7 protein-coding genes are annotated in these 19,138 nt (G+C 43.7%); all 7 read right to left on the bottom strand.

The genetic code is table 11. From position 1 onward, the window contains the following. Window positions 1–13 precede the first annotated feature (13 nt). Window positions 14–2,095 (bottom strand): hypothetical protein, encoded by a 2,082-nt coding sequence (locus INP83_RS12330; RefSeq protein WP_219124361.1) that lies wholly within the window; start codon window positions 2,093–2,095, stop codon window positions 14–16. Window positions 2,096–2,151: 56 nt separating this feature from the next. Beyond that, on the bottom strand, window positions 2,152–4,173 hold the full coding sequence (locus INP83_RS12325; RefSeq protein ID WP_219124359.1) for a hypothetical protein: 2,022 nt from the start codon (window positions 4,171–4,173) through the stop codon (window positions 2,152–2,154). Between the two features lie 12 nt (window positions 4,174–4,185). After that, window positions 4,186–5,940 carry a carbamoyltransferase N-terminal domain-containing protein gene (locus INP83_RS12320; protein ID WP_219124357.1) on the bottom strand — a complete coding sequence of 585 codons (1,755 nt, stop codon included), beginning with the start codon at window positions 5,938–5,940 and terminating at the stop codon, window positions 4,186–4,188. A 46-nt stretch (window positions 5,941–5,986) separates the two neighbouring features. Continuing rightward, window positions 5,987–7,228, bottom strand: coding sequence for an ACP S-malonyltransferase (locus INP83_RS12315; protein ID WP_219124355.1), 1,242 nt, complete (start codon window positions 7,226–7,228; stop codon window positions 5,987–5,989). A gap of 28 nt (window positions 7,229–7,256) precedes the next feature. Continuing rightward, window positions 7,257–10,376 (bottom strand): amino acid adenylation domain-containing protein, encoded by a 3,120-nt coding sequence (locus INP83_RS12310; RefSeq protein WP_219124353.1) that lies wholly within the window; start codon window positions 10,374–10,376, stop codon window positions 7,257–7,259. A gap of 18 nt (window positions 10,377–10,394) precedes the next feature. Beyond that, window positions 10,395–15,866: an SDR family NAD(P)-dependent oxidoreductase gene (locus INP83_RS12305; protein ID WP_219124351.1), complete on the bottom strand. Its 5,472-nt coding sequence runs from the start codon at window positions 15,864–15,866 to the stop codon at window positions 10,395–10,397. Window positions 15,867–15,957: 91 nt separating this feature from the next. Further along, a complete protein-coding gene (locus tag INP83_RS12300; protein WP_219124349.1) occupies window positions 15,958–19,137 on the bottom strand; it encodes an amino acid adenylation domain-containing protein in 3,180 nt (1,059 codons plus the stop codon). Between the last annotated feature and the right edge of the window lies 1 nt (window position 19,138).

The raw sequence follows: 19,138 nt of genomic DNA, 5'->3' as shown, positions 1-19,138 counted from the left end.
AATATTCAGGTTACTATTTAATTTTTGCGCTGAAAGAACTGATCTCACCATATACATTGAACAACTTGTTCAGGATGTAATCTTCGCAAAGATCAAGCTCTTTGGTATTTGCTTTAAATCCAAAATTTGTAGACCAGTTGATCTTGATAATGTTGAGGCCGTCGAGCAAATGATCGGGGGTAACATTGAGCTTTACTGTGCTCCAGTTTTCGGTGGTTGACAGTTCGGTAAGCAAAACATGGTTTGCGTATATCTTAACTTTATCGGAAGCTCCATTTCTTCGCGGCGTACGGTATGAAAGTTTGAGATCAATACTATCGTTAGTATTTGCTATCAAGTAAAACTGCGACTCTACATCCCTGGATTGATAATAACCCGGCGTTCTACCAGGATAAATATCGTAAGCCGATGAACTGTAGAATGACTGGGTAAGCTCAAGGTTGTTATCGTTTACTCCATGTTCGGTTCGTCGTAAAGTGTTAACCTGTTCCACAACATCAACGCCTACTTTCTGCAATGACTCGGTCATTGCATCTACTAGTAGCAGGTCCATTATTTTCTGATCTCTTTTGTTTAAGAACCCAACGCCGCCGCCATATTGGGTGATGTACTCATTTTCAACCAGTTTTTCGTGACTGCGGCAAAGTGTATTTGTAGTTCTGCGGCTTGAGAAATCAATAAAGTTACTCATGATATCAACTGCAACCGTCGATGCTTCAGCTGCTGTATCGCACAGGTAATTGAGCACATTGTGCGATTGACCATAGTGAGCGCAGTGAACTGCGGCGCACAGATAAGCAATGGCTCGCACATCGGCGTCGGCAACGTATTTGTCGGCTCCCAGCAGTTCGCGATTAATTCTAATGCCTTTAAAAGTATCGATAAGCGATTGCGCCGTTGCAGCCATAGCTATCTGGATACCTTCCTCAGAAAGGTGACAATAATCAAGAAACAATTCACGTCCGGCTAAATTGCCGTCTTTTGCTTCTTTAAAAACCTCGGGCAGGTCAATCAATTTGATACCATACGCTTCGGCGTTAGCTAGCAGTGTTTTGCGAACTACATTAAACATACGCGGCTTACTGTAAGCACGGCTGAAGATGGATGTATCGCGTGCCGATTCTAGGTATTCCCTCGCCTGGTCAACGCGTTCGCCCACGGCAAGGATACTTTCGGCTACAATTTCATAGCCGGCCGGATGCGAAAGATCGATATCGATCAGATCGCGGCCTAGAGTTTCGGCCAAAACATAATTTTTAGCTTTAAGCGCCGCCTCAGCTTTGTCACGAATTTCTACAAATTCGTTTAGTTTTTCGTTACTCAGCGCTGTAAGGATCCTTTCGTTATTGCTGCATTTCCAATCGAGAAGGTTAAACTCGGGAATAATGAACCAAACCGGAACCTTGCGTTCGTTAACTACAACCGAAAGCTGCTCAAGATACTTGATGATCTCCTTTTCAAATCGTTCCTGTAAAAAGTTTTTCAAACCGGCAAGGCCGTCTTTCTCCAGCTTCCGGCCCATTTCGAGGATATCAGCTTTGCCGAGACCACGTTTAACAGAATAGAACCAGTTATTACCCGCAAAAACCACGATGCCTTCAGGTGCAAGCTCCAAACATTCGGCGGTAAGCAGTTTCAGGTTGTTCAAATCAAGGTTGGTACGGGCGAGGTCTATCACCTCGGCATCAATGAAACCCGAGTCGTCCAGCACTTTTTCAAGTACCTGCGCGGGGGTATAGTAAGGGTCAAACAAATAGCCGCGGGCAACGGACTCGCCCAGAAATGCTATCCTTTTTTTGTTGCTTTTGGGCGGAATCAGCGGACTTTGTGCCCAATAAGCCCAGTCGTCTTTGCATTGATCGTCACGCATAAAGTAAACGCCGTCCTGCTTAACGCTCCGTTTCCAGATGCCAACGTTATCGAATCCGGCATTCAGGTCGTCCTCTAAAACCATTGAGGATGTTAATTGCTCCGGCTTGAGCGAAACTGATATCTCATCGGCCAGTTTATTCATAGTGGCCATATCATCACTGCCCTGGCAAATTAGCTCTGCCAGCCGATCGGCAATTTCCTTTTTTGTTGTTAGAACTGACATTATGTAAAGATTAATGAGTAATAAATTGATTCAAGGCCAAAAAATCTGGCATCCAATTATTTTAATGGCGCTTGTATAGCTTTGAACATGTGCAGCTCGCCAAATATTGCAGTTAATTTATCTATTGATTGCTCCTGGCTACTTAATACATTTGCCGTCAAACCGACGATGCCATGGTGTGGCCAAATAAGCTTTATTGAATTAACCCCCTTAACCAACATGCTTGCCGGAACTTCAAAATCAACCGTATGCCAACTATTGGTTACAGCCAAAATTCTGAGCGGGTTTCCGTTCACAAGCACTTGTACCGCCTGGCCGGCCGCCAATGTTTCGGGCATGCGATAGGTTATTTTGAGGTTTAAGCTATTATAACTATCCGCCAGCAGGCAAAAATCAGATGTAGTGCCGCGGGCAACATAGTAAGGTTTCTCTTTTCCAAAGTAGGTATCGTACGATGTGGTATTGTAAAAAGGCGTTAACAGGTCAACAGGACCACTTGCCGGGCTGTGCTCGGACATGCGTAGATCCGTAATTTCCTCACCGATATCAATGGCAGCATCTTTCAGCGTAGCTATCATGGCATCAACCAACGATAAATCGAGCAACTTTTTGCCCCGCTTACTAATAAAACCGCTTCCGCGTTCATACTGAGTAATCAGCTCACCTTCTATCAAATCCTGGTGACTTTTGCATAACACGGTATCAATTTTTCGACTGCTAAAATCCGCATATTTTTTGAAGATGTCCCGTGAAATATGCGAACATTCATTGGCCTCGCGAACGAGATAGCCGATAATTTCGTCGCCCTGACCGTAGTGCGCGTTATGCACCGCAGCGCACAAATAGGCAATAGCTTTTACATCGCTGTCAACATCTATCTCAAGCTCGTCAATAAGGTTTTCGTCGGCCTTTATATTTAACGCTGTTAAAAGTTTTTTGGCAACTTGCTTCATTGTGAGGATGATACCAGCATCATTGAGGTGGCAATAATCTAAAAAGATGTTCCGGCCAGGCAATTGGCCCTCAAAGTGGCGGTCGAAAAAATCAACCAGGTTGATAACGGCCAGGTTAGTCTCGGCAGCAGTAGCAATAATTTTGTTTTGTATTACCTTGTAAATCCGCGCCTGCCCGCTCGAACGGCAGAACAGAGAAGTGTCGCGTGCTTTTTCAAGATTCAGCCTTGCGCCCGCATTGTCGTTATTGTTGAGGTAATACTGAGCAAGCAACTCGTAACCTAACGGGTGCGAACCATCTGTTGCAATCATGACATTAGCGGCTGCTTTAAGCGCTTCATTGTCGGCCCTTTCAATAGCCTGCTCTGCCTGCCATTTTGCGTTAAGCCATTTATCCAGATCCTCAGCTGAAAGCCGGAACAGGATACGCTCCATTTCAGTGCTTTTCCAATCGAGCAAATTAAACTCCGGAATTACAACGATCACAGGTATTTGGTTTGCCCTAGCAATTTCGCTGAGTAAAGTGATATATTCAGCAGCTAACGTGGCCAGTTTGTCTTCAACATTTTGCCTTATGGCGTTAAAAACATCGTTATTTAAAAATCTAACCCCGGCTACATCTGCCTTGCTATGCTCATTGATCAGCGCATTAATCTCTGCCAACTCATTACTTGATGAAATGTTAAGATAGGATGCAAACCAATTGTTGCCGGCAAATACCACGATGACATCCGGTTTAAGCGCAAGGCAATCGCGGGTTAACTGGGTAAGCTCTGGCATTTCGATTGAAACGCGGGCTAGGTCCACAATTTCCGCATCTATAAAATTTGATTTATTGACAATTTGCTGCAAACACAGCGCGGGGTTAAAATGGGGATCGAACAAATAGCCCCTGGCTACAGACTCGCCCAGCAAAACTACTCGTTTACGTTCGCTTTTTGGTGGTATCACCGGCACAGATGCCCACAACGACGCGATTTTGTTTTTTGATTCGCGCACAAAGCGGCGTTGCCCGTTTATGTCTTCGCTTTTCCAGATACCAACTGATTGACCGGGAACGAAAGGACCGGCTTCCTCTGCATGAGGCTCAGCCGGCGCCGAAGATGACATCATGATCACATCCATTGCTCAGATTCGTTAAATAAATGTGTAAACATCGTGTACAATACCGCTGGTTTTGCCTTGCAAGCCAATCATCCAGGCCAGCAAATCCAAATCGTTATTCTTCCGGCTGATGATGAAATCTTCAAGGATCAGGCTGTCGATGTCGGTAGTGATAAAGCATTTAAGCGCATCTTCCGGCGAGTTTACGATAGGCTCGCCTCTAACGTTGAACGATGTGTTCAGCAAAATAGGGCAACCTGTAATTTCATTAAAATAGGTTAGCAGTTTATGAAACCTCGGGTTGGTTTGCGCGCTTACGGTTTGCACCCTGGCCGAGCCGTCAACGTGGGTGATAGCGGGCAAATCAATAGTTGAATTTACCTGGCAGGTTTCAAGCATAAACGGCGAAGGGTGGTTCAGGTCAAAGTGCAAGCCTGCGTGTTCCTCAAGTACAGCGGGAGCGAATGGCCTGAAAGCCTCACGTTTTTTAACCATGGCATTAATACGGTCGCGCATATCGGTCCTGCGCGGGTCGGCCAGGATAGATCGGGCGCCAAGCGACCTTGGACCAAATTCTTCACGACCGTGAAACCAGCCGATTACTTTTCCATCGGCAAGCAGGCGTGCTACTTCTTTAAGCAGGCCTTCGTCGTCGTCGCGGAAATCGTTATTGATAAATGATGTTGCATCCAGCAGGTTAGCTATTTCTTTCGAACCAAATGACGGGCCAAGATATACATGCTGTAATTTTTCTTTTTGCGGGCGCTCGCCGGTAAGCTCAACATGAGCCAGCGCAGCGGCACCTAACGCACAACCAGAATCGCTAGAGGCCGGCTGAACGAACATTTGTTTAAAAGGGCCTTTTCTTAAGATATTACCGTTAGCAACGCAGTTGAGTGCAACACCACCAGCCATACAAAGATTTTCGCTGCCTGTAACACTGTGCAGGTATTGAGCTTTTTGCAATAATACCTCTTCAAGTACTAATTGCAAACTTTTAGCCACATCGCAATGAAACTTGCCCATTTTTGATTCGGGCTCGCGGGCAGCCTTCCCAAATAGTTCGCAAAGTTTTTCAGAATACATTTTGTTGCCGCCAATGAAATCGTAATACTCCATTTCCAGGCGGAACTGGCCTTTCTCATCCATGGTAATCAGTTTCCTGATTTGATCGGCATAAGTGGCATTTCCATAAGGAGCAAGGCCCATTACTTTATACTCGCCCTCGTTAATTTCGAAACCCAGGTAGTTGGTGATAGTACTGTACAACAAACCGATAGAATGAGGAAAGTACACCTCTTCAAACATATTAAGTTTAGCACCATTGCCCATACCGTAGCCGGTAGTAGCCCACTCACCTACACCATCTACCGTGAGAATTGCCGACGAATCAAAACCAGAGTAATAAAATGAACTGGCAGCGTGCGATTGGTGGTGATCATAAAATTTAACCAGTCCTTCAAAACCTAAAACTTCGCGAATTTCACGCTCAGGACGGGCTGGGTCAAGCCGACGTGATAACTCCTCAGAGCCATTGTAATGACCGCTCCACAATTGCCGCGAAAGTTTTTTCTGCGGGCTTTCGTAATAAGCTACGCAATCAATATCGGTGATTGAAAGGCCGGCCTGTTCCAAACAAAACATAAATGCTTTATATGGCATAGCCGGATCATGCTTAATACGGGTAAAACGTTCTTCCTGGGCAGCGGCTCTAAGCACACCATCTGTTAAAATACAACATGCGGAGTCATGGTATAATGCTGATATACCTACTATATTTAAACTCATTTGATAAGTGTTTTTGCGTTAGTTTTTCTGAAAGCTTTATGTGATTTTATCGAAGCATTTCGGCGTAGTCGGGCATAAGGTTAAGCGTGCCAGTTTCGGCAAACAGAGTTTCCAGCCAGTATTTTTCTTCGGTCTCTCCTATTTTCTTTGTTCGGAGTATTTTGCAAAAGTTATCTACGGCTTCGCGGATATCCTGCGGTGAGGGGTAAGCGCCCTCCTGCTCCAGTTTCCATTGCAGTTTTTTGATAGAGCGATATGGTTCTACCATACCAACCTGATACTCTTGTATATCATTATTATTATTTCTGATACTCATAGCTATTCCTAAACATGTGGTAATCAATGTTGCAACCGATGCTACACTGGTTTTCAAAACATCTGCAAGCGCATTCAGATCCTTTTGATTATCTGTGGACGATGCGATTAAACCTGGTGTGCCTCTTAATAAATTTTTTAAAGTTTTTCCAGGGCCAATCTCCGTAAAAAAACAAACCCCATTCTTTCGCAGATAGTTGACTGTTTGTACCCATTGAATAGGGTTAGTTAACTGTGCTGTAAGATTATCGACGATATCGTTCGCTTCATTAAAAGGCAACCCGGTAGTGTTGGAAATCACTTTACATGTTGGCTTTTGAAAATTAACCGAATGCAGATCGTCCCTGAAAGAATCCGCGGCGACTTTCATTAACTGGCTGTGAAACGGTGAACTTACTTTTAACGGTGTTACTACACCATTGAGAGCCAGGCAGCGGTTTGACACCAATTTTACACCCTGATGATTGCCGGTTATAACGGTTTGATCATTTGAATTATACGCGCCGATGCTAACCTGTGCCCCCGGGGCCGAAACCTCCGCGCAAATGCAGGCCACAAACCGCGGATCAACTTTATTGACGGCTGCCATGGTGCCGCTGACAGTCGCGTTCTTCATAAGCTCAGCCCGTTTTTGAACGAGGCGAAGCGCATCTTCAAAACTTATAGCATTAGCGCAAACTAAGGCCGTGTATTCCCCCAAGCTATGACCTGCCATAAACTGGGCTGTCGGCAGTAAATATTTTACGTGTTCAAAGTGTATGTAGCTGGTCACAAACACGGCTGGCTGAGTGATTAGTGTGTCTCTCAGTTGGTTCTCGTCAGCCTCTTCACAAATTTTTCGTAGGTCGTAGCCAAGTATAGCGCTCGCCTTATTAAAGATTCTTATGCTTTGAGGAGTATTTAAAAATTCCTTTCCCGCCATACCGCCATATTGCGCTCCCTGACCGGGAAACAAAAAGACACTCTTTTTCATAACTTTAAATTGGTTTTCCGAGCCCTATTTATGCCTCCAGTTTCAGCATAGCGGATAGGTTTTCGAAATATTGAGTCACCAGTTTGTCCATTGCACCCGGGTTGAGTGCAACGCCGTAATCAAACTGGCATTGAATAGAGCCAACTGATGTTCTATCTATTTCGAATTTGATGTCAAAGCCATGCAGAAACGTATCCATTAGCGGAAGTACGTCTTTTTCGTAAACAAAAACCACCAGCTGGTTGTCTTTTCTGTCGGCGAAATTGATCTCATCAATTTGTTTAAATGGTACGGTGGCGTTAATCGCTTTCTGCTGTCGAGAAATTTCTGCAAATAAAGTTTGCGGGTCATTTATCGCGTTAAAATCAACTTGTAAGTAATCGAAATAAAATTGTTCGTTGTTTTTTACGGTGTGAAGCACAATATCTTTTTGCCCGCAAATTTCAAAAAGCACGTAAGCAAACATCCCGATTAAAATATCGGTCACATCAACATTTTCCAACTGTGCGGCCTGCGCTATTTCATGGTATGACTGCCCTATAACCGGCACTTTTAATAGCATATTATTGGTGCGAAATTTATAACCTCGGTTAAGGTAATTTTCGGGAAAAGTTATAGTTTGCCCCTTTACCTCTACTACACCGTATTCCTTTTTATTAGTGAGAAATGCGGCCAGTTTTTCGATGCTCGTGTAGTTAAATAAATCTACAATGGTGAGGTCAGGAAAAAACTCACTCAAAATGGTGCTAACCTTAACCAGCAGCAACGAGTTACCGCCAATGTCAAAGAAATTTACATTAACACCGATCGGTTGCTTGTTAAGTACCTCTATCCATGCTTTCAGTATAACCTCTTCAGTTTCATTTCGCGGAAGGATGTTGCGGTCATTGAGGTCAGACGTGTTTTCAGGCAGCGGTAGTTTCTTCAGATCCAACTTACCGTTTGCGGTAAGCGGCACGTAGGCGATCTTCACAAAATATTCGGGCAGCATATATGTTGGCAAGTTTTGCTGCATTGCAGCAATGAACTTGTCGGCAGCGATGTATATTTCACTTTGATAGTAGGCAATCAGCTTGCCCGCGGCGCCCGAAACATCATACACAATAACAGCATCTGTTACGCCTGCTGTTGCCAACACTTTAGATCGGATTTCGGAAAGTTCGACTCGATAACCTCTTATTTTTACCTGGCTATCTTTACGTCCGCAAAAAACAATTTTATTTTCTTTGTTTAGCTTACCGTAATCGCCGGTTTTGTACACCCGCAATCCATTAAATCCTGGATACCATAAAAACTTAGTGTTGTTTTGATCTGTAGCGTTTAGGTACCCCCTTGCCAGTGGATTGCCGGTTACCCAAAGCTCGCCAGTTACTCCCGGCGCAACCATTCGGCCCTTTTCATCAACAATAAGCACCTGGCTATTATCAATAGGCTGACCTATTATGGGTTGATTGGTATAAGGATCGCAAATATCATCTTCGCCCAACAGGTTAAATACACAACCAATGGTGGCCTCTGTCGGGCCATAATGGTTAGCAAATTCAGTTTGGTTATTCGCTAAGCGATACCATTCGATGTCATCTTTCCTGATCGCTTCGCCGCCAAGTAACACCAACCTAAGCGACAGCGAAGGCGCTGTTTGCCTGAAACCCGGTACATGGGTAAGCATATAAAAAAAAGAAGGCGTTGTTTTAATAAATCTTATCTGGTTATCAATTAGATAATATAAAGTTTCGTCGGGTTTGGTAGCGTAGTCAAAGGGCAGCAGATGCAGAGTTCCGCCGGCAAGCAGGGTGCCCCAGAAGCTGGTATAACCCAAATCAAACGCCAGCGAGGCCAGCATAACTGAACCGTCATGAGTACCCAGATCAAATTTTTTGATTAAGGATGATGCGTAGTTCACAACCGAACTTCGGTTAATCATTACGCCTTTAGGCATACCGGTAGTACCTGATGTGTAGATAACGTAAGCAAGCGCTTCCGTATCTGCAACTGTAAGCGGAGCGGGTTTAGCAAAAGGCAATGTGTCTGCCTGGATATCGGTTACAATGATACTGCCTGTAAACCAATCGTAATCAAACATCTGCTCGCTTTCGAGCATTAATATATTGGTGCCGCAATCCTGAATAATGTGATTGATCCTTTCTTTCGGCTGCGATGGCTCGATCGGGACAAATGCCGCTCCCGATTTTAAGATCCCGAGTATGCCGATAATTGCCCATTCGGTTTTAGATACAACGATGGTTATCAGCTGATCAGGTTTTACATCATGATCGCTCAGTAAATACGATGCGAGCCTATCGGTTATCTCATCTAACTGCTGATAAGTGTAGGTTATGTTTCCGGCCTTTAGCGCAATGCCATCAGGACTGTTTTGAACCTGCGCGTTAAATAACGCCACGAGCGACTGTTCATTTTCCTTAAACGCGAGTGAACTAATTAACGTATCCTGCTCAACGTGGCTCAGCAGGGTGATATCTTCAAAAGCTGTATCAAGATTGCTCCTAACGCCTGTAATGAACTTTTCATAGTAATTAAGAATTTGTGAGGCGATAAATGGATCAACTATGCCCGCATTATAAGCCAGGCTTAAATTTAGATCGCCTGCAGGGCTTTTTTGGACCGATAAATGAAATGCCGACCTGCTTACCTTACCGTTGCCGGTATGAACGCTATCGTAACAGAAAGCAAAGCTAAATATATCGTTTTCATCTATATCCCGGTTGATAAACTCTCCGGCCAATTCGCTGTAATCAAAATCTGCGTGGTTAATAATCTTACCAACCTCCAGCTTTGCGTGTTGTAAAAGCGTTTTAAAAGTATCCGTTGCATGTGCACTAAGCTCAAAAAACAATACGTGGTTATCCCGGCGATCAACGCCTTTGAAACCCGGCAATGCTATAATGCGATTTTCCGCAGGCAAAAATTTCTCAAGCAACACCCCATAGGCTACTATCAGCACAATGAATTCAGCCATTTCATTGTTATTTGCCAGGGCAAATAAATCCTGCAAGTATGCACTGCTGATCACTTTTTCAATCTGCTCAAACCGGGTTTCTGCTGCCACAACGGCATACTTTTCTGCGTGCTGCAGCTTATTAAGCCAATAATCGTTAATAAGCTTTTGCAGATGCCTGTTATTGTTCATAAGTAAAAGGCTGGGCGTTTAAAAGTTAAAGCTGATGTCTAATTTTCGCTCTTCAAGCAATTGTTCGGTTGGCAATTTAATATCCAGTTGACTCATTGCCTTATCGTGGCCGGTGATAACCTGTTTAAGTAAAAACAGGAATTTTTCTTTAAGCAGCTCAACAGATTCATGTTTGAACAGCGCTGTGCGGTAAACAAAAGTGCAACTTACCAGGCTACCCAATTCGCTAACCAGCATCCACAAATCTGTTTTGGCTTTAACAAAGCCTATCGGAAAATCTTCAATGGTCCAGGTATCGTCAGTATCCATTTTTGTAGAATGATTTTTAACATTCCAGGTAAAGCCCACGTTAAAAAGCGCTCCGTTAGCATGCTGTTGACCTTGTAAATATTCGGCCAGCAAATCAAATGGAAATATTTGATGTTCAAAATCTTTACCAATATTATGGCGCGATTTGCGGACAAAGCTGTTAAAGGTTTCCTCCTGGTCCACAACCGAACGCAATAGCAAGGTATTGAGATAAATACCTATCTGATTGTCCAGATCAGCATCATCCCGACCGCTTACCGGTGTGGCTACTACAATGTCGCCGGCATTGGTATATTTTGCAAGCAGCAGTTTGAACAAGCTTAACGCAACAATAAAAATGGTTGTTGAGTTACGCTCTGCAAGTTTGCGCAGTTGGCTAACATCGTTCTCATCTAACATAAATGAAACGCGTTTTGCGTCGGAAGATGCTGATCGGCTAGGGTAATCAACAGGTAGATCTACCCTGGTTTTGCAGCCGCTTAATCGGTTTAACCAATATTTTCTGTGCTGATCAAACCGTTCTCCGCTTAGCTGTTTGTTTTGCCATGCTACAAAATCTTTATACTGAACTCTGAGCGGCGCAAAAGCTAATGCTTCTGCGTTGCTAAGTATTTTGTACGATTGCAATATCTCCTCTTTTAAAATAGCGATGGAACGGGCATCGGTAACAATGTGGTGCATTGTGAGGCAGAATACATGCTCGGCGGCACCAACTTTAATCAATAAAGCCCTCAATAACGGCGCATCATTAAGGTCGAACGGGAGGCTTACTTCGTTTTCTACGATTTGGCTTATTAGGGCGCCGTCGTCTTTCTCATCGCTAACATCCACATGCTTTATAGCAAAGTTTATTGATGCGGCATTATTTACTTTTTGCATTGGCTGGCCGCTTACCAGTTCAAAACTTGTGCGCAGGCTTTCGTGACGTTCCAGCAGCAGGTTGAATGCCTGCTGCAATATTTTGGCATCCAGATCACCTTTTATTAAAAATGCCAACGGCACATTATACGCTTCCTTACCATCCAGTTGGTTAAGCAGCCAAAATCTTTTTTGTGCGTGCGAGATATCGTAAAAATCCCTTTGCGTTACAGGTTCGATGGTTTCGTACGTTGGCGCGCCGCTGAGTAAAAGTTCGTTAACCCTTGTTACCAGTTGCCTGATAGTACCGTTATATAGCATCTCCTCAATCCCAATCTCTACACCAAACCTGGCTTTTATCAAATTGAGCAATTGAACTATATTCAATGAATGCCCACCTATTTCGTAAAAATCATCATCAAGGGCTATTTCATCGAGTTTAAGTACCTCATACCAAACCTCCTTCATCTGAAGCTCGGTTTCGGTAACTTCATCTCCCGTTGCAACCGGCGCACTTGCCATATTCGCCACCTCGTTTTCAACAGTATCTGCCGGCACGGCTGCTAAAGCAGATTCAACAGCATCCTGCTTATTTTCGGCATCAGTATTTTTTATCACATTATCGCCCAGCAAAAAGTATGGGTTCGACTTGAACAAACTCAGGTTTGTTTTGGCAACCACAAGTTGAGGTCGGTTCAGTATAAGCGCACATTTAATGGCGGCTATCCCCTCTTTATTTGAAAGGCTTTGCACAACCGCATTGCGCATAGAAATTTCCTCATCGCTGCGATTTTGGTTTTTACGGTACTGCAAACCCGTCTCTTTCCAGTCCGACCAATTGATGGCCACAAAATTTTTATTCACCAGTTGCATTTTATAAGCAAAGGCATCTTCGAATGCATTTGCAGCAGTATAATCAGCGCAATTCTTTGCGGGAACCAAAGAAGCTATCGACGAAAACATCAGGAAAAATGCAGGATTAGAGGCCTTTGTGAGCTCATCAAGTATAATCGTTCCCCCAAGTTTGGCATTAAGAGTAGCCAGCACATCGGCAACTTCCCTGTCTTCAATAGATACTCCGCTGCTTCCGATACCTGCAGCATGTACCACTCCATCAATCTTACCATATTTTTCGGTGACACCGCTGATAATTCGTGTCATCTGCTCGTAGTTGCTAACGTCCGCACTGTGATAGTCAACGGTGGCACCATTTTGAATCAGCAGCTTAATAGCGGCTATTTTTTCATGTGTTTGCTGGTCGCTGCTGTTTTCGTCAATAGCTGTACGGCCGATGATAACAAGAGTGCAAGCGCCCTGCTCGGCAAACATTTTACAGGTTTCAAGGCCTATTCCTGATGCCCCGCCTGTTATTACATAAACACCGTTTTCATTTAATTTAAAACTTTGCTGTAATGCAGCTGCATCAAACTGAGCCTGACTTAAAACCGGTAAAAAACGATTGTTGTTGCGAATAGCGGCAAACCTAAGCAGATCATTATTGCCAATCTCGGCCAGAATGATCGAGGCAACCTCCGAGTTGGTATTTTCACTGAAGTTTACATCTATATTGGTAAGCTGAAGGGTAGGGTATTCGGTAATTACACCTTTCATCAAACTGGTTAACATAGTATTGAAAGGTATGAGGGGCACGTCGGCGCCGGCAACCCGGTGGGCGTTTGACGTTGGCACTACCAATTTAAAACCAGGCTTTTTCAGATAACCACTAAACGCCTGCAATAAATAGTAAAATGGTAAGAATTGATTTTTTAAATGATTATTATAGTTTTTACCGGATAACAAATACGGCGAAACATAATTGCTGAGAAAAAAAATACCGTCGATTTGCTGGCCGTTTTCCTTTAAACGGTCCAGCAGTTTAAAGAAACTATCTTTGTCGTGTGGATTTAACTGGTACCTGAGTGCGGTTTTTTCAACAAAATCGCTTCCATATTCTACGGTAATACAGGTGTTATCGCTGCCCAGGGCTTCAACTAGCTCCTCATGTAAACCTTCCCTGTCGCAAAAGATCAGGAACAATTCGTTATTCGCCTGATATTTTTTCTGAAGCATTTTAGTCCTGATCCAGTCTGGCTGATAACAATATTCGTTTATTCCATCTACTATTTGCCTAAAGGGCTCAACATACCAGCATCTGATCTTATCAAACGGATAGGCCGGTGCCTGCACGATTCGGCGATCTGTATTTTCATAATATTTGTCCCATTCAACGCGCAGACCTAAATTATAAAGTAAAGAAAAGCTATCAAGCAGAGAGGCTTCGGTAGTTTCGGCAAATTGTGCGGCAACTAAATCAGGAAATTCATGTTGCATGAATACAAGCTTATCAGTAAAAATGCTCTTTGCGCCCATCTCGACAAAAAGCGTATCTTGCTTGATCATAATTTCTTTAATTGTGTTAATAAAAATTTCTTCTTTAAATAAGGTAGATGTAGTTTCATAATCGGCCAGGAGTTTCGTACCTGCTTCCAGGTCAATACCCCCGGTGATCACTTTGGTTATGATGCTGCCAAGGCCTGTACCCATAACTTTTGATACCGGGAAACCATAGGATTTAAATTGGAGATATAGGCCGTACTGCACGGCAAGCGTTTGCTGGTATGGGTTAGGGTGGTTTAAGCCGCAAAAACCCGCAACATCGGCAAATGTCTTTTTGATTATCGCATTCTTGTCTAATAGTTTGTTTACCAAAGCATTATCAATCAATACGTTTGGAAACAACAGCACGGCATTTTTACTTTTGCCTTTCAGCGGCAAAACTCCAAGCTCATCTTGCGCTGCCTTGCGTAATTTTTCAATAAGTTCAATGCTGTCCGTCGCGGTAAAACTGGTGCGGTAATTATAATCAGCGCGCCCGCTGTTTAAGGTGTAAAGCGCATCGGCAAAGCGATCACCAGAAGTAGTTAGGTAATCAATGATATTGGCTATGTAATTTTTTAATGCCGAGGGCGATTTTGCCGAAACTTTCAGGAACCATGAGCCGGCTTGCTCATAACTACCTGAAACACTCTTGGCAGGGGCCTCTTCAAGCACCATGTGCGAGTTAGTGCCGCTTAGCCCGAAACTGCTAACGCCGCAGCGACGTGGCTGTCCCGCCACGACAGGCCATGGCGTTAGCGCCGTGTTTACAAACGCACTGCTGTTGTCAAAATCGATATAAGGATTAGGGGTGTGAAAATGCAGCGATGGCAGTAAAACTTTATGTTGTAAAGATAGGGCTGCCTTGATCAAACCTGCTATGCCAGCCGCGTTACCCAAATGGCCAATATTGCTTTTTACCGCGCTGATGGCGCAAAATTGCTTTTTATCAGTATACTTATTAAAGGCATCAGTAAGCGCCTGAAATTCAATCACATCTCCTAAACGGGTCCCAGCTCCGTGTGTTTCAATATATTGCAGGCTATCAGGGTTTATGCCTGCATTTTCCCATGCCTTAACAATAACCTCTGTCTGCGCTATTGGGCTTGGAGCTGTAATGCTGTTTGAACGACCGCCATCCTGGTTTACAGCAATGCCTTTAACCACGGCTATAATATTATTATTATCCTTAATGGCGTTGTCGTTGCGTTTAAGCAATACCATGCCACCGCCTTCGCCTACGCCAATTCCATCGGCATCGGCATCAAATGCGCGGCTCTTACCAGTTGGTGATGATGCTTGCAAATGACCTGAGCCTTCGCCTTTTTCAAAGAAACCGGCTTTAAGGTTTAAGGCGCCTACCAAGGCGTAGTCTATTTCGCCGCTCATCAATTTTTCAACCGCCTGGCTCATAGCTACTAATGATGATGAGCAACCCGTATCCACCATTATGGCCGGCCCCGTTAGTTTTAATTCATAAGCAATCCGGCCAAATACCATCGATGTTAAAGTACCCGTATGTATGGTTGGATCCTTATGCTTATAGGTTTCATTTATGGCATGCAGATAACCTGTACCATAAGTGTGATTTGAGCCGATAAAGATGCCTGTATTGCTTCCCTTAAAATTTTCGATATTGTAACCGGCATTTTCAATGGCGTGACAGGCCAACTGCAAAGAGATACGCTGTGTTGGCTCCATAAACTCGGCCTCTTTTTTTGAGATCGAGAAAAACAGGTGATCAAACTGGTCAATGCGGTTCAGGTGCCCCGCCTCTTTATAATCTTTATCCGGGTCTATACCGCAGTAAACCAACCTTGAGCGAGGCGGAACATTTACACTGTCCACACCCTGGCTTAGGTTATCAAAAAACTCATCGGTGCTACTGGCATCCGGAAAAAATCCTGCCATCCCGATGATAGCTACATCTGTTTTTTTTGCTGACATACTGATTTTAAGTGTATTTATACTTGGGAAAGTATGTAGATGAATAATAAGCAGGCAAAGCCCGACAAATGAAGATAAATGAGACCTACGATCAGAAATCGAAACTCTCTAAATTTTCGATTTCAGTGTCAGAGGCACTTTTTGCCAGTTTGTCAACCGAGTCGAGGTAACTACTCACCGCTTTGATGGTAGTGTATTTAAACAAATCGGCAAGCGTTAGGTTGTTGGGATAAGCTTTGGATAGCGCCCTAAAAACCTTAACCAATTTCAGCGAGTTGCCGCCGATGTTAAAAAAGTTTTCGTTGGTGCTAACCTCGTCCTTTACCAGTATTTGTTGCCAGATAGCTGCTACAAACTGCTCAGTAGCATTTGCAGGCATTTCAAAATTAAGTTCTCTTTCAATTTCCATTGCTTTTATATTGTAAAACTCTTTTCTGTTTATTTTTCCATTAGCAAAAAGCGGGAAAGTATCCAGAGCAATAAATTGCGACGGCACCATATATTCCGGTAAACTTTTGCTTAATTTTTCTTTAATCGCGGCAATGTCAACCTTCGCCTTGCTCTTCAGTAAAAAGGCTTTCAGATACATATCTTCGGCTCGGTCACAAAATGGTAACACTACCGCGTTTTGAATACTATCTTCTTCATTTAGTGACTTTTCAATTTCACCAAGCTCAACCCGGTAGCCTCGTATTTTTATCTGGCTGTCGTTACGTCCTAAAAGCTGGATAGCTCCGTCGGGAAGCCACCTGGCCAAATCGCCAGTTTTGTAAAGCCGCGTTCCCGGTTCGAACGGATTGTCGATAAACTTTTCGGACTCCAGGTCACCCCGGTTCAGGTATCCTTTGGCAAGTCCGCTACCGGATACACATAGTTCGCCGGTAATGCCTATTGGCGCCAACTCGTTGCCTGTTAAAAGAATAAAAACTTTATTGTTTGAAACCGGGCGACCGATAACAGGGGTTTGAATAAACTTTTCAAAACATTGAGTATCAATAGTAGTTGCAACCACACCCACGGTGGTTTCAGTAGGTCCGTAATGGTTTACAAACTGTGTCGACCGTTTTAAGGAAATGTATTTTTGAACGTCTTTCACCCTGATCTTTTCGCCGCCGATTACGATCAGCCTCAGTGCAGCGGCGGGGATGCTGTTGTCGGCAGTCGGGTCATCGGTGATCAGGTTAAAATGCGATGGCGTTAGCTTGATATAAGTAATCTGGTTATCAATTAGCGTCGCGATAAATTTGTTGGGCTCTAAAATCACGCCTTCTTCCATGATATGCAGCGATGCACCGCTAACCAATGCCGACCAAAGACTGGTATAACTAAGGTCGAAGGCAATCGACGAGAATAGTAAGGTACTGTCTTTTTCGGTTATAGCATAGCTAGTTACAAACCACGAAATATAATTTACGAACGATCTGTTGGATATTAACGTACCCTTTGGAGCACCTGTAGAACCCGAGGTATAAATTACATAAAGCGTATCTGCCGGGTTGATTGACAGATCTAAGGGTTCGCTGCTTTTATTTTTGATACTGGTGCTGATTTCTCTGCTTACCACAACCGGAATGTTATGCTCAATTTTAAGTAATTCATCAGCAATGCACAAAACGGCCTGGCTATCTGACAACAGGAAACTCACACGTTCTGCCGGGCTGGTACTTTCGATAGGTAAAAATGCGGCTCCCGCTTTCATAATGCCCAAAAGGTGGACGATCAAATCAGCAGACCTTTTTTGACACACGGCAACTATTTTCCCGGCCACGTTATAATTCACCGTTAAAAATGCCGCAACCTGGTTTGCCTTGCGGTCAAGCGCGGCGTAGGTTAACCGTTCGCTGTTAAATTCAACGGCCAGTTTAAATGGAGTTTTTTTCGCCTGGGCTTCAAAAAGTTTAATGTAAGGCTCGGCAGGAAATGCAGCCGTTGTATTATTGAATTTGTTAAAGATGCTTTCTTTCTCCTTTTGCGATACTTTGAACAGCTGACCAAGACCTTGTACAGGCTGCGTAAGCACAGCGTCAACTATATTTAAAAGCTGATTACTGAGCAGTTGAACAGCATGGGCGGTAAAATTTGCGGCAGAATAGTTGATCTGAATATCAAGTTCATTATCATAATCAATTACCGACAGCTTTAACTGCGCATCCGGCAAGCCAGAATATATGGCGCTTACTTTAAAACGCACATCAGCCGGTGCCTGGTAAACTGCTTTACCGGACTGATAATACTCAAATAAAAAACGATAATTTATTTTTTGCTGGTTATGAACGCCCAGGTTGTCGCTGTATAAACGATTCTCTTTAACCTGAGCTTTGATTTCGCTGATGAGGCTGTCCGCAGTGACACCGTGGCTAATTTTCAATTGCAGCGGCAACGTTTTCGTCATTAACCCGTTGATGCTTCTGAAAGCCTCGAAATTTCGGCTGCTCTCTGCTATTCCAATAGTTAAGGCTTCGGGTTTATCTAAATGATGCCAAAGCAATACAGACCAACACATGGAAAGGAAATCGCCTGGCGTTATATTCCGTTCTTTCGTATAGCTGTAAAGTTTTCCTGTGATACCAGCAGGAATATCTGCGTTTAGAACACCAGCTGGCTTATCTAATAATTCCGGGTTAAATGTCTCGATAGGCAAAGCATTATTGGGGGCAAAGGCATCCTGTTTTTGTTTCCAGTAGTCAATCGCTTCAACGTCTTCATCCTCGATGATATCGTTTTGCCACTCGGAGAACTGGATATATTGAAACGCTTCTTCATCACTGCCGTATATATTGTTATAATTGATGGACAGTTCACTGTAAACATTAAGCAGTGTTTCCACATCGCCGGCTAAAGGCGAAACCGAAAGTACCAGTATATATCGTTGTGGTGCCAGTTTAACCAGTTTTGCACCCAGTGATGCACCTGCCCTCAAATCGAACTTTTGTGTGGCTACAGTTTGCTGAATTTTTTTTGCCGCACAGGCTGCGGCACCACATTGATTAACAGAAGGGCACGCCGCGGTATCCTCATAATCAAACAAAACGGTAGCCTCGTCATTAACCACCTGCAACGGGTAACTTAGATGGGGCTGTTCAATGTACGAGGTGCGGAATATTTCATGCCGATTAACGATGCCTTGTAAAGCTCTCCGTAACGCGTCATTATTTATTTCGCCGCTAATATCAATAGTTAAAAGGTTATTACAGGTATAGCCTCTCTGGTAATTCTCCCACGATTGTTTTTGCAGAGACGAAAGGTTATAGCCACTAGTTGAAGTTTCCATG

This window comes from Mucilaginibacter sp. 21P (genome assembly GCF_019331605.1).
Lineage (GTDB): Bacteria > Bacteroidota > Bacteroidia > Sphingobacteriales > Sphingobacteriaceae > Mucilaginibacter > Mucilaginibacter achroorhodeus.
Note: the sequence above shows the minus strand (reverse complement) of the source record. Positions and strands in the feature narration are given on the sequence as shown.

What these genes read in the sequence shown, in the direction of transcription:
- INP83_RS12330 (WP_219124361.1), bottom strand. Translation starts at nt 2,095, where the DNA reads ATGTCAGTTCTAACAACAAAAAAGGAAATTGCCGATCGGCTGGCAGAG.
- INP83_RS12325 (WP_219124359.1), bottom strand. Translation starts at nt 4,173, where the DNA reads ATGGATGTGATCATGATGTCATCTTCGGCGCCGGCTGAGCCTCATGCA.
- INP83_RS12320 (WP_219124357.1), bottom strand. Translation starts at nt 5,940, where the DNA reads ATGAGTTTAAATATAGTAGGTATATCAGCATTATACCATGACTCCGCA.
- INP83_RS12315 (WP_219124355.1), bottom strand. Translation starts at nt 7,228, where the DNA reads ATGAAAAAGAGTGTCTTTTTGTTTCCCGGTCAGGGAGCGCAATATGGC.
- INP83_RS12310 (WP_219124353.1), bottom strand. Translation starts at nt 10,376, where the DNA reads ATGAACAATAACAGGCATCTGCAAAAGCTTATTAACGATTATTGGCTT.
- INP83_RS12305 (WP_219124351.1), bottom strand. Translation starts at nt 15,866, where the DNA reads ATGTCAGCAAAAAAAACAGATGTAGCTATCATCGGGATGGCAGGATTT.
- INP83_RS12300 (WP_219124349.1), bottom strand. Translation starts at nt 19,137, where the DNA reads ATGGAAACTTCAACTAGTGGCTATAACCTTTCGTCTCTGCAAAAACAA.